This window comes from Acidovorax sp. GW821-FHT09A11 (assembly GCF_059418365.1).
The window spans coordinates 106,076-131,449 of record NZ_JBWKPS010000003.1; the positions used below are offsets into that span (position 1 = coordinate 106,076).

The following is a 25,374-nucleotide window of genomic DNA, read 5'->3' on the forward strand; positions in this document are numbered from 1 at the left end:
CAGCAAAGTCCCCAGCGCGCACGCGCGGGCCGCCAATGCCGGGCCCACCGGGGTTGGATATCTAAAGAAAACAGGCTTTCGCGCTGGATGGACAAGCGCCAGAAGCTACCAATTCAGTAGCAAATCACCGCATGCGGCCACCGGGGATGGCGGCCGTGGGCACCCTCTACTCCGTGCGCTGGCGGTCCGAGGCGTAGACCGCCGCCTGCACGCGCGAGGTGAGGCCCAGCTTGCGCAGGATGTGCTGCACGTGGATCTTCACCGTGGTCTCGGCGATGTCCAGGGTGCGCGCGATTTCCTTGTTGCTCGCGCCGCGCGCGATCTCGCGCAGCACGTCCTCCTCGCGCGGCGAGAGCGGCGCCACACCGCCCGCGGGATCGGCCTGCAGCGGCGCGGGCGCGGACGCCAGGGCGTGGGCTGGCGGCGCCTCGGGCGCGCCTTGCGACTGGAACGCCGCCACCAGCTTGCCCATGAGCTCGGGGCTCACCACCGGCTCGCCGCGTGCCGCGCGGCGGATGGCCTGGGCGAGCAGGTCGCCGTCGATGGTCTTGAGCAGGTAGCCCTGAGCGCCATTGCGCAGCGCGGCGGCCAGGTCCTGCGAATCCTCGCTCACGGTGAGCATGAGCACGCGCGATGCGGGCGCCACTTCGCGCAGCCCCCGGATGGCGTCCACGCCCATCACGCCGGGCAGGTGGTTGTCCAGCAGGATCACCTGGGGCCGCAGCTGCGGCGCCAGGCGCAGCGCCTCGGCGGCGTCGCCCGCCTCGCCCAGCACCAGGAGGCCCGCGTCCTGCCCCAGCAGGGCGATCAACCCCCGGCGGAACAGCGTGTGGTCGTCCACCACGAGCAGGGTCACCGGCGGCTGCATCGGGGCGTCCGGGTGCGCAGGGGCAGCTGCCGGAAAAGGGGCGGTGGTGGTGGTGTTGTTCATGGTGCGTGCGCCGCCACCGGGCTGGTGGCTGCGGCAGAGGGGGTGTCCGCGCCAGGCGGCGTGCCGCGCGAGGCGCGGGCCACGGATGGCGGGGTGGCGGGCGGGTGCGCCGGCGGCGCAGGCATGGGGGCGGCGGCCGTCACCGTGGGCAGCTCGATGCACACGCGCGTGCCCTGGCCCGGCGCGGATTCGACCTGCAGGGCCGCCCCCACGCGCTGGGCCCGCTCGCGCATGATGCCCAGGCCCACGTGCAGCGAGTCGGGCGGCACGCTGGCCACGTCGAAGCCCTTGCCGTTGTCCTGCACCTCGAAGCGCCAGCGCGGGTGCCGGTGCACCAGCAGTTCCACGCGCGTGGCGCCCGAATGCTTGCGCACGTTCGACAGCGCTTCCTGCACCATGTGCAGCACCTGGATCTGCAGGTCCGGCGGCAGCGGCAGCCCATGGCCCACCATGCTGAGCACGGTGGCCATGCCGGTCTGGTGCTCGAACTTGGACAGCGTGGCGCGCAGGGCGGACTCGATGTCCTCCTCGCTGGTGCGCGTGCGAAAGTGCACCAGCAGCTCGCGCACGTCGGCATAACACTCGCGCACGCCCACGTCCAGCTCGCCGATGCTGCGGTCGCGCTTGGCCTCGTCGCCGCGCGCCACCGCGTCGCGCAGCAGCTGGGTCTGGATCTTGAGGAAGGCCAGCGACTGCGCGATGGAGTCGTGCAGCTCGCGCGCCAGCAGGCTGCGCTCCTCGGCCACCGCCGCCTCGCGCTCGAGCGCCGTCGCGCGCAGGCCCTCCATGGCGCTGGCCAGGTGGCGCGTCATGGCTTCGAGCAGGTCGCGCAGCTCGTCGGTCAGCTCGACCTGGGAGCGGAAGAACAGGTCCACCTCGCCCAGCAGGCGCTGCTGCATCTGCACGGGGATGGTCACCATGGTTTCAAAGCCCGCTTCGCGGCAGTGGGGCAGCGCGACGTGGGTGGACGGCGTGATGGGAATGACCCGCGTGCGCGCCTGGGCCTGGGGCTGGCCGCACAGGCAGCTGCCCGTGTGCAGGCAGTGCTCACCGTCGGCCATGGAGCGCGGCAGGCCGTCACCGGCCAGCAGCACATAGCGTTCGTTGGCCTCGTTGGACCAGCGCACGGCCGCCGCGTCGGCCCCGGCCACGCGGCGGATCTGCTGCACGAAGCCCTGGGCCAGCAGCTCCAGGCTGCCCGCGGTGGACGCCAGCGCGCTCACCTCGTACAGCGCGGCCAGGCGCTGGTTCTTCACGGCGATGCTGGCGGTCTTGTCGCGCACCTTGTGCTCCAGCTCGTCGTGCGAGGCCTGCAGCGCGTGCGCCATGAGGTTGAAGCCCGCCGAGAGCTGGCCGAACTCGTCATCGGTATCGACCGGCAGGCGCGTGCCCAGCTCGCCCTGGCGCAGCCGGGCCTGGGCCTGCTGCAGGCGCGCCACGGGGTTGATGACGAGCAGGTAGCTCACGGCCATGAAGGTCACGGCCGCCACGATGGCCAGCGCCATCATGAACAGCTGGAACAGGTGCAGCGCGGCCGTCCAGCCCGCGATCTGCAGCTCGATCGCGTCGACGAAGCCGTCCACCTGCTGCACGAACGCGTCGGCCTGCGCCAGCGTGCGCGCGCGGTCGGGTGGCTGCGTGGCCACCCAGCCGCTGCGCGCCTGCGTCCACTGCGCGCGGATCGCGTCGAAGCGCGTGCGCGTCTCGGCGCTCCAGGGCACGAACAGCGGCCGCGAAGGATCGCCCGTGCGCAGCAGCTCCAGGCTCGCATCGAAAAGACGGGCGCGCTCCTGCACCGCCTCGGGCGGTTCGGTCTGCAGCACCAGCACCATGCGCAGCATGTTCATGCGCAGCCGGCCCGCCTCATTGACGGCGGCCGCGCCGCCCTCCAGCTTCCAGGTCACCCACAGCGTGAGGCTGATGGAGGCCAGGGCCACGAGCAGAAAGCCTCCACCCATCGCCAGGAGCTTGGTGGTCAGGGTGGGCTTGGAGCGCATCGGCCCAGTGTAGGCAGGGGGTTCGCCCGAAGTCTTGACCTGCGTCAAGTCGCGGCCGCGTAGCATCGCCCCATGCACACACAGCACCCGAGCACCTTTGCACCGTCTTCGGCCCCGGCCCGTGGCCGCTGGCGGGCTTGTACGCTGGCGTGGGCCGCCGCCACGGCGGCGGCGCTGAGCGCCTGCGCCAGCCCTGAATCCAGCGCCCCGGTGTCGCCCGCCGCCTGGCCCGCGCGCCTTGAGGCCCTGCTGCCCGCCGACGTGCTGCTGCTGGGCGAAAAACACGATGCCCCCGAGCACCAGCGCCTGCAGCGCGAGGCCGTGCAGTGGCTGGCGGCGCGCGGACAGCTGGCGGCCCTGGTGCTGGAGATGGCCGAGCGCGGGAACGGCACCACCGGCCTGCCCCGTGACGCCACCCCGGACCAGGTGCAGGCCGCCCTGCAATGGAAGGACGCCGCCTGGCCCTGGCAGGCCTATGGCCCCGTGGTGATGGCCGCCGTGGCCGCCGGCGTGCCGGTGCTGGGCGGCAACCTGCCGCGCGCGGGCATGCGCGCGGCGATGGGCGAATCCGCGTGGGACCGGCACCTGCCCGCCGCCGCGCTGCAGCGCCAGCACGAGGCGCTGCGCGAGGGCCACTGCGGCCTGCTGCCCGAGACGCAGATCGCCCCCATGGCCCGCATCCAGATCGCGCGCGACGCCAGCATGGCCCGCACCGCGCGGGAGGCCCTGCGCCCCGGCCAGACCGTGCTGCTGGTGGCCGGCGGCGGCCATGTGCTGCGCAGCCTGGGCGTGCCCACGCACTGGCCCTCGGATCTCAGGTCAAAGGTGGCCCTGGCCCAAGCAGGAAAAGCGCAGGAAGCTATCAAAAACGAAGCAGATGCGGTGATCGAGACCCCTGCCCCGCCGCCCCGAGACCATTGCGCGGAACTGCGCCAGCAGTGGGGCCAGGGCGCGCGCACGGGCGGCTGACGGGGGCGGGGCGAGCGTTCAGCGCGGCTCGCCACGCTCCCGCAGCAGCGCGGCGAACCCGTCGGCGGGCAGCGGGCGGCTGCACAGGTAGCCCTGGTAGGCGTCGCATCCGCGCGCCTTCAGGAAGGCCAGCTGGCCCTCGTCCTCCACCCCCTCGGCCAGCACCGACAGCCCCATGCTGTGCCCCATGGCGATGATGGCCGCGCTGATGGCCATGTCGTCCGCGCTTTGGGGGATGTCGCGGATGAAGCCCTGGTCGATCTTGAGCACGTCGATGGGAAAGCGCTTGAGCTGCGCGAGCGATGAGTATCCCGTGCCGAAGTCGTCCACCGCGATCCGCACGCCCACGCTGCGCAGCCGCATCAGCACCTGGCGCGCCTCCTCGGTGCGCTCGGCCAGCGCGGACTCGGTGATCTCCAGCTCCAGCAATTCGCTGGGAAAGCCCGAGTCGGCCAGCGCCGCCGAGGTGCACCCCGCCAGGTCGGTCAGGTGGAACTGGCGCGGCGACACGTTGACGGCCAGCGTCAGGTCGGGCAGGCCCTCGGCGCGCCACTGCTGGCCCTGGCGGCAGACCTCGCGCAGCACCCATTCGCCCAGCGGGCCGATCACGCCCGAGGTCTCGGCCACGGGGATGAAGCGCGCGGGCGAGATCAGCCCCTCCTCGGGGTCGTTCCAGCGCACCAGCGCCTCGGCCCCCAGGATGCGCCCGCTGGCGATGTCCACCTGCGGCTGGTAGTGCATCTGCAGATGGCCCTGGGCCAGCGCAAGGCGCAGGCGCGATTCGAGCGCGAGCCGCTCGCGCGCGGCCTGGGTCATGGCTTCGTGGAAGAAGCACCACGCGCCCCGGCCCCGGGCCTTGGCGCCGTACACCGCAGCGTGAGCGCCCTGCAACAGCAGCTCGGTGGTGGCGGCGTGTTCGGGGAACATGCAGATGCCCACGCTCACGCCGGCCACCACCTCGAAGCCGTCGGGCGAGCGCCAGGGCTCGGCCACGGCGGTGATGAGGTGGCGCGCCACGGCCGCAGCGCCATCCGCATGGCGCAGGTGGCGCGCCACCACGGCCAGCTCGTCGCCGGCCAGCCGCCCCAGCACGTCGCCGGGCCGCAGGGCCGACTGCACCTGCCGCGCGATGTGCTTGAGCACCTCGTCGCCCGTGGTGTGGCCGTAGCTGTCGTTCACGTCCTTGAAACGGTCCAGGTTGAGCAGCAGCACGGCGATGTGCTCGCCGCTGGCGCGCGCCTCCTGCACCACCTGCTCCAGCTGGTGGCCGAACCAGGCGCGGTTGGACAGCCCCGTGAGCGCGTCGTTGTGCGCCAGGAATTCCAGCTGCCGCTGGTGCGCCTTCTCCTCGGAGATGTCGGTGAACATGCACACGTAGTGCGTGACCTCGCCCGCCGGGTCGCGCACGGCCGACAGCGACATGTGCTCGGGGAAGACCTCGCCGCTCTTGCGCCGGTTCCAGATCTCGCCCTGCCAGTGGCCCGTGCGCCGCAGCGTGCTCCACAGGGCCTCGTAGAACGCCTTGTCGTGCCGGCCGGACTTGAACACGCGCGGCGTCTTGCCCAGCAGTTCCTCCTCGGTATAGCCCAGGAGCCGTGTCACGGCCGCGTTGGCGGACAGGATGCGGCTGTGCGCATCGGTGACCACCACGCCCTCGATGGTGTTGTCCACCACCGTGGCGGCCAGCCGCTGGCGGGCCTCGCTGGTCTGCAGCGCGGCGCGCGCGGCCTTGATCTCGTCCAGGTCCTGCACCACGCAGACCAGGTGGGCGGGCTCGTCGCCCGCTTCGGGGATCTGCGTCACGGTGCACAGCACCGGCACCCCGCGCGTCCCGCCGGGCCGCCGGCACTCGCGCTCGTCCACGCAGTGGTCGATCTCTCCCGCCAGCAGGCGCACCAGCTGGGCGGTGGCCCCCTCGGGGTCGGGGGACTGCATCACATCGTGGAAATTGAGGTGGCGCACCTGCGCCAGGGACACGCCCAGCAGCTCGCACAGCCGCTCATTGGCCCAGAGGAAGCGGCCGTCCGGCGCCACGCGCGCGAAGCCCGCGGGTGCATGGCGCACCACCTGGGCCAGCTCCCGGGCCATGGCCCAGCGCACCTTCTCGGCGTAGCGCATGCGCCGCAGCATGCACCAGGCGAGCACGCTGGTGGCCAGCACATAGCCCCAGCCTTTCCAGGTCTGCCAGTGCGTGAGCTGGGCCGGGTCGGTCACCCAGCGGGCCAGCAGCGCGTCGCCCGCGAACACCCAGGCCACCCCGAGCACCAGGTACAGCAGCATCCCCCGCCAGGGGGCAAGACGCGGGGCATCGCCCGGATTGACCATCGATTCCCTCGTTCCTTGGGCGCCTGTAGCCATGCTGCGACAATTGGGCAGCTATGACGACCAACGCCTACATCCTTACTCTGTCCTGCCCCGACCGCCTCGGGCTGGTGCACGCAGTCTCCGGCTTCCTGCTGGAGCACGGCGGCAACATCGAAGAAGCCGCCCAGTACAACGACCACGCCACCGGCCTGTTCTTCATGCGGGTGCAGTTCGCCTGCGACCAGCATGACCACGCCACGCTCAAGACCCGCCTGGCCAGCTTCGCGGAGCCCCACACCATGCGCTGGAGCCTGCACGCCACGGCCGCCCCCATGAAGACGGTGCTCATGGTCAGCAAGGAAGGCCATTGCCTCAATGACCTGCTGTTCCGCTGGAAAAGCGGCCTGCTGCCCATCGACATCCGCGCCATTGTCAGCAACCACCGCGACTTCTACCAGCTCGCGGCCAGCTACAACGTGCCGTTCCACCACATCCCGGTGACTGCCGCCAGCAAGCCGCAGGCCGAAGCGAAACAGTTGGAGATTATCGAGGCCGAAGGGGCCGAGCTGGTGGTGCTGGCGCGCTACATGCAGGTTCTTTCTCTTGATCTGTGTCAAGCTTTGGCCGGACGGGCGATCAACATCCACCACAGCTTCCTGCCCAGCTTCAAGGGCGCCAAGCCCTATTACCAGGCGCACGACCGGGGCGTGAAGCTCATCGGCGCCACCGCGCACTACGTGACGGCCGACCTGGACGAAGGCCCGATCATCGAGCAGGACGTGGCCCGCGCCGACCACACCGACACGGTGGAAGACCTCACGGCCCGGGGCCGCGACACCGAAAGCCAGGTGCTGGCCCGCGCCGTGAAGTGGCACAGCGAGCACCGCGTGCTGCTCAACGGCCACAAGACCGTGGTTTTCCGCTAGCCCGTTCTGCCCCATGGCCACGGCAGCTCCGTCCTCCTTCCTCAGCAGCGCGGCACGGCGCATCCCGCCGATACAGTGCCTGCTGACGTTTGAAGCCCTGGCCCGCCTGCGCAGCGTGACGCAGACGGCGGACGAGCTGTGCGTGACGCCCAGCGCGGTGAGCCACCGGGTCAAGCAGCTCGAACAGATCCTGGGCGTGCGGCTGTTCGGGCGGGCCGATTTTTCGCTGACCACCGAGGGCAGCGCCTACCTGGCCCACGTGCGCGAGGGGCTGGGCGCGCTGCAGCGGTTTCCGGGGGCCGCTGCGGCGCCCGGGCGCCGGCGGCTCAAGCTGGCCGTGACACCCACGTTCGCGCGCACCATCCTCATTCCGCGCCTGCGCCAGTTCACCGAGGCCTACCCCGAGATCGACCTGGCGCTGCAGGTGTCCATCCCGCTGCTGGACGTGGTGGCCGAGGACGCCGACCTGATGGTGCGCTTTGGCCCCGGCCACTACGCCGACGTGGAGCATGTGGAGCTGGCCCGCGACGTGGTCACGCCCCTGGCCTCGCCCGCGTTCGTGCGCGAACACGGCCCGTTCGACCGGCCGGAGGACCTGGAGGGCGTGCCCCTGCTGCGCAGCCCGCTGGAGCCCTGGCGCACCTGGTTTGCCGCCACGGGCCTGGACTGGGCCGAGCCCAGCGAGGGCTCGCAGTTCAACGACATCGGCCTGATGTGCGACGGCGCCGCCGCCGGCATGGGCGTGGCGCTGGTGCGCCTGAAGCTCGGGGCGCCGTGGCTGGAGAACGGCACGCTGGTGCGCCTGTTCGACACCGATACGACCAGCCCCCACGCACACTACCTGTGCTGGCGCACGGGCACCATGGACCGCTGGGAGTGCGCGGCGTTCGCCGAGTGGCTGCGCAAGACCATGGCCTGAGCCCTCGCCGCATTCAAGGCCATTCTGGCCTCCAGCGCTTACCTATAAAGCGTCAATAGCTATACATTTTATAGTACACCGGATCCACCCTGCCCTCCCCTGTGGCGCGCAGGGTTCCAGATTCACGCAGCCCGCCTGACGCCGTCACCCGGCACGCGCCTCTCGCCTGTCCTGTCTCTTGACCTCTCCACCATCTCACCACGCCGTGCCACAAGACGCCCACTTCAAGAAGAGATACCCCACGCTGGAGCAGAACGCGGTGCTCAACGCCACGGCGAGCGCGGTGCTGGTCAACGCGCTCGCGGGCACGGGCAAGACCACCACCCTGGCCATCAAGGCCGCCGACCTCCTGCGCACCCAGGGCGCAAGCCGCATCCTGATGCTCGCGTATTCGGAGGCCGGGCTGGCCGCCATTGCGCAGCGCCTGGAAAAGCTCGTTCCGGCCATTCCGCGCCAGGTGCAGATCATGACCGTGGAGCAGCTGTGCGCCACCGTGCTCAAGGAACAGGGCGACGAGCTGGTGCGTGTCACCGAGCCCCTGCAAAAGAACCTGCTGGTCCGCCAGGCCCACACCGCGCTGCTCCAGGACCCGGCGCTGGACAGGGCGCCCGAGGCCGGCGACTTCCTGTCGCGTGAACTGGACGTGCAGGCCTTCGCCGACTTCGAGGCCCGGGCCAAGCAGCAACTGCTGCTGCGCGACATGGACCGCTCGGACCTCGGCGCCCTGCCCTACTGCCGCGAGCACCAGCTCGACTACGGGCTCTACCAGCTGCTGGTGAAGTACGAACGCCTGCGCCGGGGGCTGAACCACGAACCGCATTTCTACGCACCGGGCGACTGCACGTATGAAGTGGCCACGCAGCTCGGGGAGCTGGATTTCGGCGATGCCTTCGCGCCGCTGCAGGGGCGCTTCGATGCGGTGCTGTTCGATGAGCTGCAGGACCTGGACGAAGCCGCCATGCTGGTGCTGCGGCATCTGGTGCAGGGCGGCAACGGTCTGTTCGTCGGCGCGGGAGACTTCAACCAGCACATCCTGCCCGGCGCGTTCTCCGTCTTCGGCGACAGCCTGGCCCGCATCCGGCAGGAGCTGCCCGCGGACACCCAGGTGGTCGCCCTCAACACCACCTACCGCTTCGGCAACGCCATCTGCCAGGGGCTGAACCCCCTGTTCGGCGTGGAATTTGCCGCGCACTACCCCACCAAGCCCTCCGCGTTCGAGCGGCGCAGCTACACCGACGACGAGGATTGCGCCCGGCAACTGCTGGCGATCCACGACGCCGTGCTGCACCAGCAGCCCCCCGCGCCCGGCGGCACCACGCCCCCTCCTTGCCTGAACGTGGTGCTGCGGTCGCCGGAAGACTCCATCCTGCTGGAATGGATGTTCGCCCACGAAGGCGTGCACTACGCCTGCTTGGGGCTGAAGCGCTTCTACCAGCGCCGCGAGATCGCCCTGGTGCTGGCCATCATGGGGGCCATGCAGGGCTGCGGCACCGGCGTGCGGCTCACGCAGGGCATTCTGAGCAGCGCCATGGAAGGCCTGCTGCGCTACGTGCGGCGCGGCAGCCAGCCGGACCAGGACGTGCTGGCCAACGGCGCGTTCGACATGCAGGCGCTGGTGGAGGACTCCCCCGTCGAAATGGACACCCGCGCCGTGGCGGCGGAACTCATCGGCAGGCAGGACCTGGTGCGCCGGTTTCTGGTGCGCGCCAGCTTCAACCCCCAGGCCCCGGTGGCGTCCCCCGTGTGCGAACAATTGCTGGCCTTGCCCCCCGAGGCCTGCGCCGACGCGGGGCAGCTGTGCGCGCACCCGCTGGTGCACCGCTTCTTCGCGCAGGCGCCCATCAGCCCGCAGGAGCTGCGCTACTGCAGAGACAGCCTGGCGGCGCTGGCCCGCATCTGCGCCGGCTTGTCCGTGGACGAATTCCTGGGCCGGCTCACGCTCATGGTGCAGGCCAGCATCCACCAGCACACCCAGCAGGAAGCCTCCAGCCTGCAGCTGCTGACGGTGGAGCGCTGCAAGGGGCATGAATACGACCATGTGGCCGTGCCCCTGGTGGAGCGCGGGCGCTTTCCGCGCAGTGCCGCCCGGCAGGAGGCCTATCGCGAACGCAACATGCTGTATGTCGCCATGACGCGCGCCAGCAAACGCCTGTGGCTTCTGGAAGGCAGCCAACGCCCGGTGAGCCCCGGGCCGGTGTGAGGAGGAGGAAGAGGAGGGGGGGCTGCGGGCCGCCCACCGGCCCAATTCAAGGCAAAGGAGCCTCCAGCGCTTTGTCCATATGCGCCAGCCGCTCATTGATTGATAGCAAACGGCCACACCCAGGCCATTTCACAGACCGCTGCAAGAAAACTCACGCTCCCGCGCGCGGGCTTCCTCTACAGTGGCGGCCATGAACACTGCCGCCGAACCCACCACAGCCCTGTCCGAACGCGCCGCACGCCAGGCCGAGGTTGTCCAGGCCCTGAGCCGCGTGGTGCCCGCGCACGCGCTGCTGTGGCACGCCGAAGACACCACCCCCTACGAATGCGACGGCCTCACCGCCTACCGCCAGCGCCCGCTGGTGGTGTGCCTGCCCGAAACATACGAGCAGGTGCAGGCCGTGCTCAAGGCCTGCCACCACCTGCAGGTGCCCGTGGTGGCGCGCGGCGCGGGCACGGGCCTGTCGGGCGGCGCCATGCCGCATGCCCTGGGCGTCACGCTCTCGCTCGCCAAGTTCAACCGCATCCTCGACCTCGACCCGGTGAGCCGCACGGCCGTGGTGCAGTGCGGCGTGCGCAACCTGGCCATCAGCGAGGCCGCCGCGCCCTACGGCCTGTACTACGCGCCCGACCCCAGCAGCCAGATCGCCTGCACCATCGGCGGCAACGTGGCAGAGAACTCGGGCGGCGTGCACTGCCTGAAATACGGTCTCACGGTGCACAACGTGCTCAAGGTGAAGGGCTTCACGGTGGAAGGCGAGCCGGTGGAGTTCGGCAGCGATGCGCTGGACACCCCTGGCTACGACCTGCTGGCCGCCGTGATCGGCAGCGAAGGCATGCTCGCGGTGATCACCGAGGTGACGGTGCGCATCATCCCCAAGCCCATGCTGGCGCGCTGCATCATGGCCAGCTTCGACGACGTGCGCAAAGCGGGCGACGCCGTGGCGGCCGTGATCGCCGCCGGCATCATCCCCGCCGGCCTGGAGATGATGGACAAGCCCATGACCGCCGCCGTGGAAGATTTTGTGCACGCAGGCTACGACCTCACGGCCGAAGCCATCCTGCTGTGCGAAAGCGATGGCACGCCCGAGGAGGTGGAAGAAGAAATCGGCCGCATGAGCGACGTGCTGCGCGCGGCGGGTGCCACCGCCATCTCGGTCAGCCAGGACGAGGCCGAACGCCTGCGCTTCTGGAGCGGCCGCAAGAACGCCTTCCCCGCCAGCGGCCGCATCAGCCCCGACTACATGTGCATGGACTCGACCATCCCGCGCAAGCGCCTGGCGGACATCCTGCTCGCCATCCAGGAGATGGAAAAGAAATACCAGCTGCGCTGCGCCAACGTATTCCACGCGGGCGACGGCAACCTGCACCCGCTGATCCTGTTCGATGCGAACGATGCCGACCAGCTGCACCGCTGCGAACTGTTTGGCGCGGACATCCTGGAGACCAGCGTGGCCATGGGCGGCACGGTGACGGGCGAACACGGCGTGGGCGTGGAGAAGCTCAACAGCATGTGCGTGCAGTTCACGGCCGAGGAGAACGCGCAGATGCTCGGGCTCAAGCATGCGTTTGACCCGGCGGGGCTGTTGAACCCAGGGAAGGTGATTCCCACGCTGAACCGGTGTGCGGAGTACGGGAAGATGCTGGTGCGCGGGGGGGCGATCAAGCATCCGGATTTGCCGAGGTTTTGAGGACAGCGGCCCCACCTGCCCGGTTTGTTGACTAAGTCGAAGTTAGCATTCCGGTCAGTAAGATCGCTTGAATCGCTTTCAGACCAGGAAAATCTTGAGCTTTGACACACTGTTGCTTATCTGCTTTGCCCTCGCGTTGGTTCAGTGGATCGTCATCGCCGTAAAAACGAAGAAGCATCGCAAGTTTCTTGATCAATTCAAGGCAAACTCACACGCTTATGCGATGGCGCAACTAGCGCAGACCCATCCGCAGGACGCGTTTTTGATCCGCGCGTGCTATGCGCTTTTTGGTGTTGAAGTAGCTGTGGCAACGCTCTTGAAGACGTTGTTTTATTAAGCCCCCAAAGGCGTTGAAGTTCGTTTCTGACTGAACACGAACGGTCGGTACGGAGCGATAGCAGCCGGCAAACCGCCGACAATCCGAACGCCTATCCTCTGCCATTTTGACCAGATGCTCAGCGACTCCCCCTCCACCCTCCTCCAGTCCGGCAACGCCCTCGTCGCCCAGGCGCAAGCCGTAGCCACGCAAGACTTCGCCGCAGCGCGGGCGCTGTGGCGGCAGGCGGGAGTGTTGTTTCAACGGGCGCATGACGCCGACCCCACTCAACATGCTGCTGCGTTTCGCCTGGGGCAGGCGTGGGTCGCAGAGGCCCATGCGCTGCAGAAAGAAGGATCAGAAGACGCGGCCGCGATGTGGCGCCAGGCGGCGCTGCAGTGCGAGGTGGCCTTTGCGCTCGACCCGCACCATGCAGTGACGGCCATGCACATCGCCAGTTGCTACGCCTGGGCGCAGGACGCCGAGGCCAAACAGGCGTGGGCGCAGATTGCGCAGCATCTGCAGGAAGAACACGCGGCCAACATGGTGGCGGATCAGGCAGCACGCTAGCTGACGCAGCCCAGCCGCGGCCGAGCAACGCGATGGCCCGTGTGGCTGCTCGGCTGTTGGCTGTTCGGCTCCCACCCCCTGCTGGCTGCGCCTGCGGCGGGGCGGTTGCGGGGTGAGCATGGGCGTCGCAGCGCCCATGCCTCGTGCTCTGACTCGCCGTGGTTGTCCGAGCGGCGCGCCGCAGGCGCAAAGCGAGTTCCACGGCGCACCCCGCAACCGCCCCGCCGCAGGTTTGCCCCGTAGCGAAGCGCAGGGGTCGCAGACTGTGGGTCGCCTTTCTTTTGGGTACTTTTCTTTGGCGAAGCAAAGAACAAGTACCTCGCCCGCCGGGGCGAGTCCCGGCCTCCGCCCTCAACACCAGCATGCTTTTCGAACCAGCACGCCCTGGCTGCGACAAGCTCAGCCCGAACGGTTGGGGTGGAACGCACCGGCTTCGACAGGCTCAGCCCGAACGAGTGGTCAGCTGCCCACCACCGCCCGCCAAATCTCCCCAGCGTGCGACACCACAAACAGCATCAGCCCGATCAGCCCGCCCACCACGGTGCCGTTGATGCGGATGTACTGCAGGTCCTTGCCAATGTTCAGCTCAATCAGCTGCGTCATCTCCTCGGTATCCCATCGCCGCACGGTGTCCTCAATGTGCTGCGCAATGAACGCCGACACATCCGGCGCCAGGCCCTCCACCCACCGCTCCAGCCGGTCATTGAGCGACTGCCGCAGCGCCGCATCCCCCGCCAGCGACTGACCCAGCCACTGCCCCAGGTTGCGCACCTGCCGCGCCAGCACCGAATCCGCGTCGGCCAGATCGCGCTGCAGCGCCCCGCGCAGGTCCTGCCACAGCGCCTGCACATAGCCCCCCACCGTGGCATCGGTCTGCAGCCAGGCGCGGATCTCTTCGCCCTTGCGCGCCCAGTCGGGGTCGCCGCGCAGGCGCTCGATGAAGCGCTGCACCGCCGCATCGAACTGCGCGCGCAAGGCGTGCTGCGGGTTGGCGGCCACATCGGCCATCACGCTCTCCAGCGCGCGCGCCAGCAGGGCCGAGCCCTTGTCGCCCAGCCAGTCGCTGGGCAATAGCTTCTCGGTGCGCGGGTGGTCCTTCTTGAGCCAGGCCACGATGGTCTGCGCCACCCAGGCACGGGTCTGCTCGTTCTGCAGCAGCTCGATGAGCTTGCCCAGCACGTCGTCCAGCAGCGCCTGGTGGCGGCCGTTGTGCGTGAGGGTGTCGAGCACCGCCGCCAGGGCCCGCGACATGTCCACCAGCCCGATCAATGCGCGCGCCGCCTTCTGGATGAAGCGCTCCACCTGCGCGTCCTGCACCGTCTCGAGCGCGGCCGACGCCAGGCGGGTGGCCTGGTGGCCCAGGAGCGCGGCGTTGCCGGGTGCCGTGAGCCACTGCGCCAGCCGCTCGGCGGGGTCGTGCCGGCGGATCAGCGCCACCAGCGAGGGCACGTCCAGGAACTTGTCGCGCACGAAGACCGCCAGGTTGCGGCCGATGCGCGCCTGGTTGCGCGCGATGACCGCCGTGTGCGGGATCGGCAGGCCCAGCGGGCGGCGAAACAGCGCCACCACCGCGAACCAGTCGGCCAGCGCGCCCACCATCGCGGCCTCGGCCACGGCCTTCAGGCAGTTCAGCCACAGGCCGCGCTCCACCACGCTGGTGGCCACGAACACGGCCGACACCAGCACCAGCAGCCCCAAGGCGTGGCGCCTCGCACGTTGCAGGGCAAGGGCTTGTGGCAGCGGTTCGGATTCCTGGGTCATGGCATCGGACAGGCAGCATGCGGGCGGGCGGGCGGCGGGCCGGCCGGCGGGGGATTCAAGATGCATTCACCCTACCATGCCCGGCCCCGGCGCATGCCCCGTCTCCACTCGCGCCCCGGCCGTCCAGGCGCACCCACTGTCATTCGCGGGGCGCGGGCTCGCTGGCCAGGATGCCGCGCGCGGCGCGCTCCTCCTCCCGCAGCTCCCGCAACCGCCGCACGTTCGCCAGGATCATCTGCCGCTGGGCGGGCGTCAGGATGAGCCGCTGGCGTTCACGGTCGTCCACGGGCGGGGCGGGCACCACTGCCGCCACCGCCGCCACCGGCCGGGCGCCGTCCTGGGAGCAGCCCCCCACGGGGTGGTCCCGCCCTGCGCAGGGCGGCAGCGATCCTTCGCGGGGGTGGCGGGGGCCGCTGCTGCACACGTCCCGGCCCCCTGTCAGTGCGGCAGCCCGCGCACCGCGGGCGTCACCGCCGCGCAAGTACATGGGTGACTGTGGCGCAATGCAGAACCCCGCACAATGGGCTGGCGGCCGGGCCACCCGCGCGGCCGCCGCCCGACCGGCAGGGCTGCCGCGCGCATGCAGGCACCGGGAAACCAGCCCACCCGCTCCCGCCGGGCTTCCCAGGTTTCCATCCTTCGGTGTTCGACAGCCACGCCACCCTCCTTGCAAGGCCGCTCGTTGCCCCTGAATTGGCGGGCAGACCCGCTACGTAACCAACGAGCAAATTGATTGCGTGACTATATACAAGAATCACCGCAGCTCCTGCGCGCCTTTTTAGTGTGACTGCATGCAGGATGCAAAAAGACAGTTTGCGGACCGGTTACGCAAGGCGATGATGGACGCAGGCTATGAACCCAGGCCGGCGGTGCTGGAGCGCGAGTTCAACACCCGCCACTGGGGCAAGCCCATGACGCTGCACGGCGTGCGCCGCTGGCTGCTGGGCGAGACCATGCCCGACCACAAGAAGCTCACCACCCTGGCCGAATGGCTGCAGGTGCCGGTGCAGCAGCTGGGCTACGGCGATGCAGAACCCCTGCGCGTGCGGGAGCGGCAGGCGCAGTGGCATGCGGGCCTGGGCTACCAGGACCGCGAGCTGTTCGACATCTACCTGCGCCTGCCCGTGCCCAAGCGGCGCCTCGCGCGCGACGTGATCCTGGCGATCGCGCGCGCCCACGCGGCCGAAGAGGCCGAGCGCGAAACCCAGGCCCCCTAGGGATTCTCTGCACGCATGAATCACCGCGCCGTGTGCATCTGCGGTCTCGGGCGGTCCGCGGCGCGCACTTGCCGCCCGGTGCGTGCCGAGCCCCCAGGCACCACCACCGCGCCCGGCCACCACGAAAAAAAGCCACCCGCGGGTGGCTTTTTTTTCAAGAGGCCCGCGAAACACGGGCGGCGGCCCGGTTCAGCCGCGCGGGGCCACCTGGTCGAGCGCGGTGCTCAGGTGGCCCACCGTGCGGTCCACGTTGTGCCACTTCTCCAGGCCGAACAGGCCGATGCGGAAGGTCTTGAAATCCGGCCCCTCGTCGCACTGCAGCGGCACGCCGGCGGCGGTCTGCAGACCCACCTCCATGAACTTCTTGCCGTTCTGGATGCCGGGGTCGGTGGTGTAGCTCACCACCACGCCGGGGGCCTTGAAGCCCTCGGCCGCCACGCTCGGGAAGCCGCGCGACTCGAGCAGCGCGCGCACCTTGGCGCCCAGCTCGATCTGCTCGTCGCGCACCTTGGCAAAACCGTATTCGCGCGTCTCGGCCATCACTTCGGAGAGGCGCACCAGCGCGTCGGTGGGCATGGTGGTGTGGTACGCGTGCTGGCCCTTTTCGTAGCCCTCGGCGATCTGCATCCACTTCTTGAGGTCGCACGAGAAGCTGCTGCTCGTGGTGCCGTCGATGGCCTGGCGCGCGCGCTCGCTGAGCATCACCATGGCGCAGCAGGGCGAGCCGCTCCAGCCCTTTTGCGGGGCCGAGATCAGCACGTCCACGCCGGTGGCTTGCATGTCCACCCACATCGCGCCCGAGGCCACGCAGTCGAGCACGAACAGCGCGCCCACCTCGTGGGCCGCGGCCGTCAGGGTGCGCAGGTAGTCGTCGCTCAAGATGATGCCGCTGGCCGTTTCCACATGGGGCGCGAACACGACCTTGGGCTTTTCGGCGCGGATGGTGGCCGCCACTTCCTCGGCCGGGCACGGCACCCAGGGCGCCTGCGGGCCGCTGCCCTGCGGGCGCGCCTTGCACACCACGGAGCCGCCGCCCAGGCCCTTGTCGGCGTCGAAGATCTGCGTCCAGCGGTAGCTGAACCAGCCGTTGCGCACGATGAGCACCTTCTCGCGATTGGCGAACTGGCGCGCCACGGCCTCCATGCCGAAGGTGCCGCTGCCGGGCACCAGCACGGCGGTGTGGGCGTGGTAGACCTCCTTGAGCGTGGCCAGGATGTCCTGCATCACGCCGGTGAAGCGCTTGGACATGTGGTTGAGCGCGCGGTCGGTGTAGACCACCGAAAACTCGAGCAAACCATCGGGATCGATATCGGGCAGCAGTCCGGGCATGGTGAAAAGTCTCCGTCAAACAGGGGCGCCGCCCCGGCGTGGGGCGGGCAAGGCGGGCCAGCTTAGCATGCAGAGCGCGGCCCGCGCGCTGCCCTACCAGGTGTCCACGAACCGGTGCCCGGGCGGCGCCACCTGCGCCGATGCCAGGCCCCGTGCCAGCCATGCGCGCGTGTCGGCCGGGTCGATCACCGCGTCGATCTCCAGCGTGGTCGCCATGTGCAGCGCCTCGCCGTTGGCGTACGACCTGGCCAGCAGCTTGGCGAACAGCGCGTCGCGCTCGGCGCCCTCGGGCAAGGCCTCCAGCTCCTTGCGGAAACCCAGGCGCACCGCGCCTTCGAGCCCCATGGCCCCGAACTCGCCCGTGGGCCAGGCCACGGTGAACACCGGCGCATGGAAGCCCCCGGCCGTCATGCCCATGGCGCCCAGGCCGTAGCCCTTGCGCAGCACCACGCTGAAATATGGAACGCGCAGGCTGGCGGCGGTGACGAACAGGCGGCTCACGTGGCGCACCTGGGCCGTGGCCTCCACCTCGGGGCCGACCATGAAGCCGGGCGTGTCCACCAGGCTCACGATGGGCAGGCCGTGCGCGTTGCACAGCTGCATGAAGCGCGCGCCCTTGTCGGCCGCATCGGCGTCGATGGCGCCGCCCAGGTGCAGCGGGTTGTTGGCCAGGATGCCCACGGGGCGGCCCTCGATGCGCGCCAGCGCCGTGTGGATGCCCGCGCCGAAGCCGGTGCGCAGCGGCAGCAGGCTGCCGTCGTCCACCAGGCCGGCCATCGCCGCGCGGGTGTCGTACACGCGCAGGCGGTTCTCGGGCACCACGGAGCGCAGGGCGCGTGCGTCCGGCGCCGTCCAGGCACCGGTGCGCCCCTGGAAGAACGACAGGTAGTGCCGCGCGGCCGCCACGGCCCCGGCTTCGTCATCGACCAGCACGTCGATCACGCCATTGGCATGCTGCACGCGGCTGGGGCCGATGTGCTCGGGCTTGAACACGCCCAGGCCGCCGCCCTCGATCATGGCCGGGCCGCCCATGCCGATGTTGCTGCCGCGCGTGGCGATGATCACGTCGCTGCAGCCCAGCAGGGCCGCGTTGCCCGCAAAGCAGCGCCCCGCCGCGATGCCGATCACCGGCACCTGGCCCGAGAGCGCGGCGTAGCTGGCGAAGGTGTGCACGTGCAGGCCGGCCACCACGGGCATGTCGGTGTCGCCCGGGCGGCCGCCGCCGCCTTCGGCGAACAGCACCACGGGCAGTTTCTGCGCCAGCGCCACGCCCAGCATGCGGTCGGTCTTGGCGTGGTTGCGCGCGCCCTGGGTGCCCGCGAGCACGGTCGCGTCGTAGGACATGACCACGGCGCGGGACTTCTCGGGCCCGAACAGCGCACCGTTGATGCCGCCGATGCCCGTGACCATGCCGTCGGCGGGCGTGTTGGCGATGAGGTCATCCAGGCTGCGGCGGCGCGTCTGCGCGGCGATGGCCAGCGTGCCGTATTCGATGAAGCTGTCCGCGTCGCACAGGTCGGCGATGTTCTCGCGCGCGGTGCGCCCGCCCTGGGCGTGGCGCCTGGCGATGGCCTCGGGCCGCGCGGCGTCGAGCGTGAAGGCGTGGCGGTCCCGCACGCGCTGCAGGTCGGGGCGAATGGCATCCAGGTCCTGCTGCGCGCCCTGTGCGTCCTGGGCGGCGTCCGCCCCCTCCACGGCATCGAGCACCAGCAGCGGCTGGCCCTGCACGAGGTAGCCGCCCGGCACCGCGAGCAGCGCGCGCACGCGGCCCGCATGCGGCGCCAGCAGCATGTGCTCCATCTTCATGGACTCGAGCACGGCCAGCTCGGCACCCGCGGCCACCACGTCGCCCTCGGACACGCTCAGTTGCACGAGGCGCGCGGGCATGGGAGCGAGCACGGAGCCTTCGGGTGCGGGCGCTGACGGATTTTGGGGGTTTTGAGCGCTAGCGCCCGAATCATATGCGCCATTAGCTATATTTTTAGTAGCAACCAGCAGTTCTGGCAGCACCGACTCCAGCCAGCGCGTGTGCACCTGCTGGCTTTCCATTTCGGGCCGCGCGGCCAGGGCCTGCAGCAGCGCGAGGTTGGTGGCCACGCCACCGATGCGGCACTCGTCCAGCGCGCGCCGCGAGCGGCGCAGCGCATCGGCAAAGCGCGGGCCGCCCGTGTGCACGATGAGCTTGGCCAGCAGCGTGTCGTAGTGCGGCGAGGGCGTGGCGCCCGCTGCGCCGTGCGTGTCCACGCGCACGCCGGGGCCGGTGGGAAGGTCGAAGCGGGTGAGCGTGCCGCTGCCGGGGGTGGCACCGCCCTGCGCGTCCAGCGTCTCGGCGTTGATGCGCCACTGCACCGCAAAGCCGCGCACGGCGGGCGGCGCGGCGGGGTCGAGCCCGATGTCTTGCAGCCTGCGGCCGGCCGCCAGCGCGATCTGCGCCTGTACCAGGTCCACGCCGGTCACCTCTTCGGTGATGGTGTGCTCCACCTGCAGGCGCGGGTTGCATTCGATGAACACGAAGGGCACGTCGCTGGAGGCCAGGTCCACCAGGAACTCGAAGGTGCCCAGGCCCTCGTAGGCCACCGCGCGCGCCATGGCCAGCGCGGCGGCGATGATGCGTTCACGCAGCGGCGCGGGCAGCGAAGGGCTGGGCGCGATCTCCACCACCTTCTGAAAGCGCCGCTGCAGCGTGCACTCGCGCTCGCCCAGCGCGACCACGTCCTGGCCGTCGCCCAGCACCTGCACCTCGATGTGGCGCGCGTTGGACATGAGCCGCTCCACATACACGCCGTCCACGCCAAACGCTGCCTGCGCCTCGCTGCGGCAGCGCGCGTAGGCGGCGGGCAGGTCGTCCTGCGCCTGCACGGCGCGCATGCCGCGCCCGCCGCCGCCGCCAATCGCCTTGATCACGATGCCGGCGCCGCCCTGCTGCGCGAAGAAGGCCTGGGCCTCCTCCAGCGACACCGCCGCCTGGGTGCCCGGCATGAGCGGCACGCCCTGCTGCAGCGCCAGCGCGCGGGCCTGCGCCTTGTCGCCGAACAGCGCGAGCTGCGCGGGCGTGGGGCCGATGAAACGCAGGCCGGCCCCGGCGCAGGCGCGCGCGAAGTCGGCGCGTTCGCTCAGGAAGCCGTAGCCGGGGTGCACGGCGTCGCAGCCCTGCGCCTGCGCGATGGCGATGATGCGCGCGCCGTCCAGGTACGCGGCGGGCCCGGTGGCGCCCAGGGCGACGGCGGTGCCCGCGGCCTGCACGTGCGGGCTGGCCGCATCGTCATCGGCAAACACGGCCACGCTGGCGATGCCCAGGTCATGAAGGCCGCGCACGGTGCGCAGCGCAATCTCCCCCCGGTTGGCGACAAGAACTTTGGTGAACAGAGCGGGCGATGGCATGGGGTGTTGCTATGGTTGGTGGAGCTGCCAGCGCAGGATGGGCAAGCGCTGGAATCGTTTCTGGTTCAGAGGTCGCGCAGCAGGCGGCGCAGCACCTTGCCGGCGCCCGTGGCCGGCAGCGCGTCGATGAAGCGCACCTCGCGCGGGGCCTTGTAGGGCGCCATGTTCTCGCGGCACCAGGCCACCAGGGCAGCGGCGTCCACGTCCTGGCCGGGTTTCTTCACGATGAAGGCACGCACCACCTCGCCCTTTTCCGCGTCGGGCACGCCGATGACGGCGGCCTGGGCCACGGCGGGATGCTTGATGAGCAGGGTCTCCACCTCTTCCGGGAACACGCTGTAGCCGGAGACCTTGATCATCTCCTTGAAGCGGCCGATGAAGGTGACGTAGCCGTCGGCATCGATCTTGCCCATGTCGCCGGTGTAGACCCAGCCGTCCCGCAGGGTCTTGGCCGTGGCCTCGGGCTTGTTCCAGTAGCCCTTGAAGTTGCCGGGGCCATGGATGGTGATCTCGCCCACCTCGCCCGTGGCCAGCGGGGCGCCGGTGTCGGGGTCGACGATGCGCAAGGTGTTGCCCGGCACGGGCTTGCCCTGGGTGCCCCAGCGGATCGCGTCCACGGGCATGGCGGTATCCACCGTGTGGGTTTCGCTCAAGCCGTAGGCGGCCTCGTGCGCGATGCAATGGGGCGCGAACTGCCGCCACTGCTGGGCGAGCGCCTCGGTGAAGGTGATGCCAAAGCTCGTGACCGGGTTGCGGCGCAGCGCGCTCCAGTCCATGGCGCGCGCGCCCGGCACCTGCATGAGCGCGCCGTTCATGGGCGCGATGCTGTACCACCAGGTGATGCGGTGGCGCTCCAGCGCCTGGGCCACGCCCAGCGGATCGAAGCGGTACAGCAGCACGGCCGTGGCGCCGGTGTAGACGGGCAGGTTCACGCCCATCACCATGCCGGCGATGTGGTACAGCGGCGCCACCGCGAGCAGCGTCTCCTGCTGCGTCATGCCATTGCAGTCGGCCGACGCGGCGGTCTTGAAGGTGGCGTTGCCGTAGCTCAGCATCGCGCCCTTGGGCAACCCCGTGGTGCCCGAGGTGTAGGTCATGAGCGAGACATCGTCCATGGACAGCGCCATGGGCGCGGGCCGCTGCCCGGTGCGCGTGGCGGCCAGGAAGTCCTCGCAACCCGCGGGGGCTGGCGCCATGGCGGCACGCATGGCCAGCAGCTCGGCGGGCGCGTCGATGCTGAGCGCGCCGTCGGGCAGCAGCTCGGCATAGCGCACCACGAACACGTGCCGCAGCGCCGTGCTGGCGCGCACCTTGTCCACCACGGGCAGCAGCACGTCGGCCGCGACGATCACGCGCGCCTGCAGGTCGGTGAGCTGGTATTCCAGCTCGTGCTCCTTGTTCAGCGGCCCGCAGGGGCAGACGATGGCGCCGATCTTCTGGATGCCGTAGTGCGCCATCACGTACTGCGGGCAGTTGTTCATGAACAGCGCCACGGGCTCGCCCTTGCCCACGCCCAGCGCCTGCAGGCGCGCGGCGAAGGCGTCGCTGGCCGCGTCGAGCTCTGCCCAGGTGACGGGCTGGCCGTACCAGAGGTACGCGGTGCGGTCGGGCGTTTCGCGCGCGTGGCGGCGCAGGTGTTCGTGCAGCGGCAGCTGCGGTGCGGTCTGTGGCATGGCGTTGTCTCCGAGGTGTCTGGAATCGCTGGTTCTAAGGGCTTGCTAAGGGTTTGCGATAGGCACCCCTGCCCGCCAGCGTCTTGCCAATATATACCGACTGGTAGAACAATGCTACCCATGGGTATAAATCAACCGTCACACAAAGGACAGCCTGCCATGGGCCAGCAGCTCCCCATGCAGGCCAGCGGCCGGCAGAAAGCCGCCACGGCCGGGTCGGACGAGAAGCGCGAGCGCATCCTGCGCGCAGCAGAGGCGCTGTTCGATGCGCAGGGCTACGCCAACACCACCATCGAGCAGATCGTGCAGAAGCTGGGGGTGACCAAGCCCTTCGTCTACTACTACTTCCGCAACAAGCAGGAGATCTTCGAGACCCTGTCGTGGGCACCCGCCGTGGCGTGCTTCACGGCCATGGACTTCGCCGAGGACGACCCGCGCCCCGCGCACGTGAAGGTGGCCGAGGGCATCGACCGCCTGATTCGCGCCACGCTCGCGCACCACCCGTCTGCGTTCTTTCCGTACCGCGAACCCCAGGTGTACCGCCCCGAATACCTGGCCACCCAGAAGCAGCTGGCCAACCATTTCTACGACAAGCTCTGCGCCCTGCTCGAGGAAGGCCGCGAGGACGGCATGTTCGAGTTCCACGACACCAAGATCACCGCCCTGGCGGCCTGCAGCCTGCCGGGCTTTCTCTACAACTGGTACCGACCGGACGGCCGCCTGTCGGCCGACGAAGTGGCGCAGGAGCTGTCCACGCTGGCCTACCGGGTGCTGGGCCTGCGCGCCCGGCGCCGGCCCGCGCGCTGAGCGCGGCGAGAGTCTTTCGTCCCCACACACCCCTCAAGGAAACCTAGCCACCATGCTGCTGTCACGACGATCCACACTGGCGCTGCTCGGCGCCACATCGCTCGGCCTGAGCCGCGCGCTGCACGCCTCCGCCCCTTTCCCGGCCAAGCCGCTGCGCTGGATCGTGCCCTACCCCGCGGGCGGCGGCTCCGATTTCATGGCGCGCACGGTGGGCCAGCCCATGTCGGCCGCCGTGGGCCAGAGCGTGGTGGTGGACAACAAGCCCGGCGGCAATGGCGCCATCGCCGTGGCCGACGTGCTGCGCGGCCCGGCCGACGGGCACACGCTCATCAACGTGGACAACGGCACGCTGGTCTTCAACCCGGTGCTGTACCGCAAGCTCGGCTACGCGCCCGACAAGGACCTCAAGCTCGTGACGCTGCTGGCGCGCGCCCCGATGATCCTGGTCGTGGGCCCCGCCTGCGACGCCAAGGACGCAAAGGAGTTCATCGAGCAGGCGCGGCGCCAGCCCGGCACGCTCAACTTTGGCTCGGCGGGCGCGGGCACGCCGCAGCACATGGCGATGGAGATGCTCATGCACCACGCCCGACTGAAGATGACGCACATCCCCTACAAGGGATCGTCGCCCGCGCTCGCCGACCTGGCGGGCGGGCAGATCCCGGCGGTGATGAGCGACTACGCGGCCGCGGGCGGCTTCCTGCAGGCGGGCAAGCTGCGCGCGCTGGCGGTGGCCGACAGCCGGCGCCACCCGCGCCTGCCCGATGTCCCCACGTTCGAGGAACTGGGACTCAAGGGCGTGGAGGCCACGGCGCTGGTGGGCGTGGCGGTGCATGCGTCCACGCCGGATGCCACCGTGCAGGCGCTGCAGAAAGCCATCGCCCAGGCCCTGCTGTCGCCGCAGACCAGCGCCCGGTACCGCGAGGTGGGGATCGAGCCCGTGGGCAACACGCCGCAGGAGTTCACGCAGATGATCACGGCCGAGGTGTCGCGCTGGCACCCGCTGATACGCAGCCTGGGCATCGCGCTCGACTGACGGGCCCAGCCTTCTCCCTCCCGCCGGGGTGGCAAGCCCGCCCCGGTCTCACCACGACAAGAAAGCGAGACAAGCACCATGCTGCGCCACCCCCTGACGCGTTCCCTCACGCCCCTGGCCGCCTGTGCGGCCCTGCTGTGCACCGCCGCCGCCTCCACGGCCTGGTCGCAGGAGACCTTCAAGGTCGCCTACATCGACCCGCTCTCGGGCCCCTTCGCCAACGTGGGCGAGCTCATGCTCACGCACACGCAGTACGCCATCGAGGACATCAACGCCAAGGGCGGCGTGCTCAAGGGCACGAAGCTGCAGTTGCTGCAGTTCGACAGCAAGCTCTCGGCCCAGGAGAGCCAGAGCGCGCTGCAGGCGGCCATCGACCAGGGGGCCAAGGCCATCGTGACGGGCGGCTCGGGCTCGTCGGTGGTCACGGCGCTGGTGCAGGCGGCGGCGCGCCACAACCAGCGCAACCCGGGCAAGGAGATCCTGGTGCTCAACCACTCCTCCATCGACCCCGAGCTCACCGGCAAGGCCTGCAACTTCTGGCACTTCCAGTTCGAGGCCAACACGGCCATGAAGATGAAGGCCATCGCCAACTACATCAAGAAGCAGCCGGACATCAAGAAGGTGTACCTGCTCAACCAGGACTACGCGCATGGCAAGCAGTGGGCGCACTACGGCCGCGAGATGGTGGGCCTGGCGCGCCCCGACATCCAGTTCGTGGGCGAGGCGCTGCACCCCATCGGCCGCGTGAAGGACTTCGCGCCCTATCTCGCCAAGGTCAAGAGCACCGAGGCCGACTCGGTCATCACCGGCAACTGGGGGCAGGACATGACACTGCTGCTCAAGGCGGCGGGTGACGCGGGCTACAACCTGCGCTACTTCAACCACAGCGCGGGCTCCATTCCCGGCACGGTACTGGCGGTGTCGCAGGCCAAGCAGGGCCAGCTGACATGGGTGGCCGAATGGCACCCGGGCCAGGCCGACACCCCCAAGGTGGACGCGCTCGCCAAGGCCTACCAGGCCAAGACGGGCAAGGACTTCCTCGCGCCGCGCATCGAGATGACGCCGCGCTTTCTGGCCGCGGCCATCAACAAGGCACAGTCCACCGACCCGGTGAAGGTGGCCCGCGCGCTGGAAGACCTGACCATCGACTCGGTGGTGGGCCCCGTGCGCATGCGCGGCGAGGACCACCAGCTGCTGCTGCCGCAGGTGGTCAACACCATCGCGCCGGTGGACGGCAAGACCGTGAAGGTGGGCTGGGAAGGCACGAACTATGGCTTCCGCACCGATGCCGCCTACACCGGCAATGAGCTGGCGCAAGGCACGGACTGCAAGATGACCAGACCGTAGCCCC

General features: G+C 69.9%; 19 protein-coding genes. 11 read left to right on the top strand and 8 right to left on the bottom strand.

Annotation, left to right across the window (positions count from 1 at the left end):
- Positions 1-166: 166 nt before the first annotated feature.
- On the bottom strand, positions 167-868 hold the full coding sequence (locus AC07PV_RS08120; protein ID WP_218297400.1) for a response regulator: 702 nt from the start codon (positions 866-868) through the stop codon (positions 167-169).
- Between the two features lie 59 nt (positions 869-927).
- Positions 928-2,928, bottom strand: a complete 2,001-nt coding sequence (locus AC07PV_RS08125; RefSeq protein ID WP_494629932.1) for a type IV pili methyl-accepting chemotaxis transducer N-terminal domain-containing protein — start codon at positions 2,926-2,928, stop codon at positions 928-930.
- A gap of 72 nt (positions 2,929-3,000) precedes the next feature.
- On the opposite strand from AC07PV_RS08125, the gene AC07PV_RS08130 reads away from it, so the two are divergent.
- A complete protein-coding gene (locus tag AC07PV_RS08130; protein ID WP_494629934.1) occupies positions 3,001-3,897 on the top strand; it encodes a ChaN family lipoprotein in 897 nt (298 codons plus the stop codon).
- A gap of 18 nt (positions 3,898-3,915) precedes the next feature.
- On the opposite strand, the gene AC07PV_RS08135 is transcribed toward AC07PV_RS08130, so the two are convergent.
- The gene (locus tag AC07PV_RS08135; RefSeq protein WP_218297314.1) at positions 3,916-6,222 is read right to left on the bottom strand and encodes a putative bifunctional diguanylate cyclase/phosphodiesterase; all 2,307 of its coding nucleotides are present in this window, start codon (positions 6,220-6,222) and stop codon (positions 3,916-3,918) included.
- A 53-nt stretch (positions 6,223-6,275) separates the two neighbouring features.
- Here AC07PV_RS08135 and purU point away from each other — a divergent pair, with 53 nt between their 5' ends.
- The 6 genes from purU (at position 6,276) to AC07PV_RS08165 (ending at position 12,822) form a co-directional block, all read left to right on the top strand.
- Entirely contained in the window at positions 6,276-7,127 is an 852-nt protein-coding gene (gene purU / locus AC07PV_RS08140; RefSeq protein ID WP_218297315.1) for a formyltetrahydrofolate deformylase, read from the top strand.
- A 13-nt stretch (positions 7,128-7,140) separates the two neighbouring features.
- Positions 7,141-8,046 carry a LysR substrate-binding domain-containing protein gene (locus tag AC07PV_RS08145; RefSeq protein WP_218297316.1) on the top strand — a complete coding sequence of 302 codons (906 nt, stop codon included), beginning with the start codon at positions 7,141-7,143 and terminating at the stop codon, positions 8,044-8,046.
- Between the two features lie 205 nt (positions 8,047-8,251).
- A complete protein-coding gene (locus tag AC07PV_RS08150; protein ID WP_218341370.1) occupies positions 8,252-10,246 on the top strand; it encodes a UvrD-helicase domain-containing protein in 1,995 nt (664 codons plus the stop codon).
- A 190-nt stretch (positions 10,247-10,436) separates the two neighbouring features.
- Complete coding sequence (locus AC07PV_RS08155; protein ID WP_494629936.1) at positions 10,437-11,936, top strand: FAD-linked oxidase C-terminal domain-containing protein; 1,500 nt, start codon at positions 10,437-10,439, stop codon at positions 11,934-11,936.
- Between the two features lie 94 nt (positions 11,937-12,030).
- Positions 12,031-12,273: a hypothetical protein gene (locus AC07PV_RS08160; protein WP_494629937.1), complete on the top strand. Its 243-nt coding sequence runs from the start codon at positions 12,031-12,033 to the stop codon at positions 12,271-12,273.
- Between the two features lie 114 nt (positions 12,274-12,387).
- Positions 12,388-12,822, top strand: a complete 435-nt coding sequence (locus AC07PV_RS08165) for a hypothetical protein (RefSeq protein WP_494629938.1) — start codon at positions 12,388-12,390, stop codon at positions 12,820-12,822.
- 459 nt (positions 12,823-13,281) lie between these two features.
- On the opposite strand, the gene AC07PV_RS08170 is transcribed toward AC07PV_RS08165, so the two are convergent.
- Positions 13,282-14,583 carry a DUF445 domain-containing protein gene (locus AC07PV_RS08170; protein WP_494630238.1) on the bottom strand — a complete coding sequence of 434 codons (1,302 nt, stop codon included), beginning with the start codon at positions 14,581-14,583 and terminating at the stop codon, positions 13,282-13,284.
- 139 nt (positions 14,584-14,722) lie between these two features.
- Positions 14,723-14,938: a hypothetical protein gene (locus AC07PV_RS08175; protein ID WP_494629939.1), complete on the bottom strand. Its 216-nt coding sequence runs from the start codon at positions 14,936-14,938 to the stop codon at positions 14,723-14,725.
- Positions 14,939-15,374: 436 nt separating this feature from the next.
- On the opposite strand from AC07PV_RS08175, the gene AC07PV_RS08180 reads away from it, so the two are divergent.
- Positions 15,375-15,800 carry an XRE family transcriptional regulator gene (locus AC07PV_RS08180; RefSeq protein ID WP_218297323.1) on the top strand — a complete coding sequence of 142 codons (426 nt, stop codon included), beginning with the start codon at positions 15,375-15,377 and terminating at the stop codon, positions 15,798-15,800.
- A 189-nt stretch (positions 15,801-15,989) separates the two neighbouring features.
- On the opposite strand, the gene AC07PV_RS08185 is transcribed toward AC07PV_RS08180, so the two are convergent.
- The 3 genes from AC07PV_RS08185 to AC07PV_RS08195 form a co-directional block, all read right to left on the bottom strand.
- On the bottom strand, positions 15,990-17,129 hold the full coding sequence (locus tag AC07PV_RS08185) for an aminotransferase class V-fold PLP-dependent enzyme (protein ID WP_494629940.1): 1,140 nt from the start codon (positions 17,127-17,129) through the stop codon (positions 15,990-15,992).
- A 93-nt stretch (positions 17,130-17,222) separates the two neighbouring features.
- Positions 17,223-20,495 carry an acetyl-CoA carboxylase family protein gene (locus AC07PV_RS08190; RefSeq protein WP_494630239.1) on the bottom strand — a complete coding sequence of 1,091 codons (3,273 nt, stop codon included), beginning with the start codon at positions 20,493-20,495 and terminating at the stop codon, positions 17,223-17,225.
- 80 nt (positions 20,496-20,575) lie between these two features.
- Positions 20,576-22,183 carry an AMP-binding protein gene (locus AC07PV_RS08195; protein WP_494629942.1) on the bottom strand — a complete coding sequence of 536 codons (1,608 nt, stop codon included), beginning with the start codon at positions 22,181-22,183 and terminating at the stop codon, positions 20,576-20,578.
- 159 nt (positions 22,184-22,342) lie between these two features.
- Between AC07PV_RS08195 and AC07PV_RS08200 the strand changes: the two genes are divergently transcribed.
- The 3 genes from AC07PV_RS08200 (at position 22,343) to AC07PV_RS08210 (ending at position 25,370) form a co-directional block, all read left to right on the top strand.
- The gene (locus AC07PV_RS08200; RefSeq protein WP_218297326.1) at positions 22,343-22,990 is read left to right on the top strand and encodes a TetR/AcrR family transcriptional regulator; all 648 of its coding nucleotides are present in this window, start codon (positions 22,343-22,345) and stop codon (positions 22,988-22,990) included.
- A gap of 52 nt (positions 22,991-23,042) precedes the next feature.
- Entirely contained in the window at positions 23,043-24,023 is a 981-nt protein-coding gene (locus AC07PV_RS08205; RefSeq protein ID WP_218297327.1) for a Bug family tripartite tricarboxylate transporter substrate binding protein, read from the top strand.
- A gap of 78 nt (positions 24,024-24,101) precedes the next feature.
- Positions 24,102-25,370, top strand: coding sequence for a branched-chain amino acid ABC transporter substrate-binding protein (locus tag AC07PV_RS08210; RefSeq protein ID WP_218297328.1), 1,269 nt, complete (start codon positions 24,102-24,104; stop codon positions 25,368-25,370).
- Positions 25,371-25,374 lie beyond the last annotated feature (4 nt).

Excerpts from the sequence above, each read along its gene's own strand:
- AC07PV_RS08120 (WP_218297400.1), bottom strand. The coding sequence starts at position 868 with ATGCAGCCGCCGGTGACCCTGCTCGTGGTGGACGACCACACGCTGTTC.
- AC07PV_RS08125 (WP_494629932.1), bottom strand. The coding sequence starts at position 2,928 with ATGCGCTCCAAGCCCACCCTGACCACCAAGCTCCTGGCGATGGGTGGA.
- AC07PV_RS08130 (WP_494629934.1), top strand. The coding sequence starts at position 3,001 with ATGCACACACAGCACCCGAGCACCTTTGCACCGTCTTCGGCCCCGGCC.
- AC07PV_RS08135 (WP_218297314.1), bottom strand. The coding sequence starts at position 6,222 with ATGGTCAATCCGGGCGATGCCCCGCGTCTTGCCCCCTGGCGGGGGATG.
- purU (WP_218297315.1), top strand. The coding sequence starts at position 6,276 with ATGACGACCAACGCCTACATCCTTACTCTGTCCTGCCCCGACCGCCTC.
- AC07PV_RS08145 (WP_218297316.1), top strand. The coding sequence starts at position 7,141 with ATGGCCACGGCAGCTCCGTCCTCCTTCCTCAGCAGCGCGGCACGGCGC.
- AC07PV_RS08155 (WP_494629936.1), top strand. The coding sequence starts at position 10,437 with ATGAACACTGCCGCCGAACCCACCACAGCCCTGTCCGAACGCGCCGCA.
- AC07PV_RS08165 (WP_494629938.1), top strand. The coding sequence starts at position 12,388 with ATGCTCAGCGACTCCCCCTCCACCCTCCTCCAGTCCGGCAACGCCCTC.
- AC07PV_RS08170 (WP_494630238.1), bottom strand. The coding sequence starts at position 14,583 with ATGACCCAGGAATCCGAACCGCTGCCACAAGCCCTTGCCCTGCAACGT.
- AC07PV_RS08180 (WP_218297323.1), top strand. The coding sequence starts at position 15,375 with ATGCAGGATGCAAAAAGACAGTTTGCGGACCGGTTACGCAAGGCGATG.
- AC07PV_RS08185 (WP_494629940.1), bottom strand. The coding sequence starts at position 17,129 with ATGCCCGGACTGCTGCCCGATATCGATCCCGATGGTTTGCTCGAGTTT.
- AC07PV_RS08195 (WP_494629942.1), bottom strand. The coding sequence starts at position 22,183 with ATGCCACAGACCGCACCGCAGCTGCCGCTGCACGAACACCTGCGCCGC.
- AC07PV_RS08200 (WP_218297326.1), top strand. The coding sequence starts at position 22,343 with ATGGGCCAGCAGCTCCCCATGCAGGCCAGCGGCCGGCAGAAAGCCGCC.
- AC07PV_RS08205 (WP_218297327.1), top strand. The coding sequence starts at position 23,043 with ATGCTGCTGTCACGACGATCCACACTGGCGCTGCTCGGCGCCACATCG.
- AC07PV_RS08210 (WP_218297328.1), top strand. The coding sequence starts at position 24,102 with ATGCTGCGCCACCCCCTGACGCGTTCCCTCACGCCCCTGGCCGCCTGT.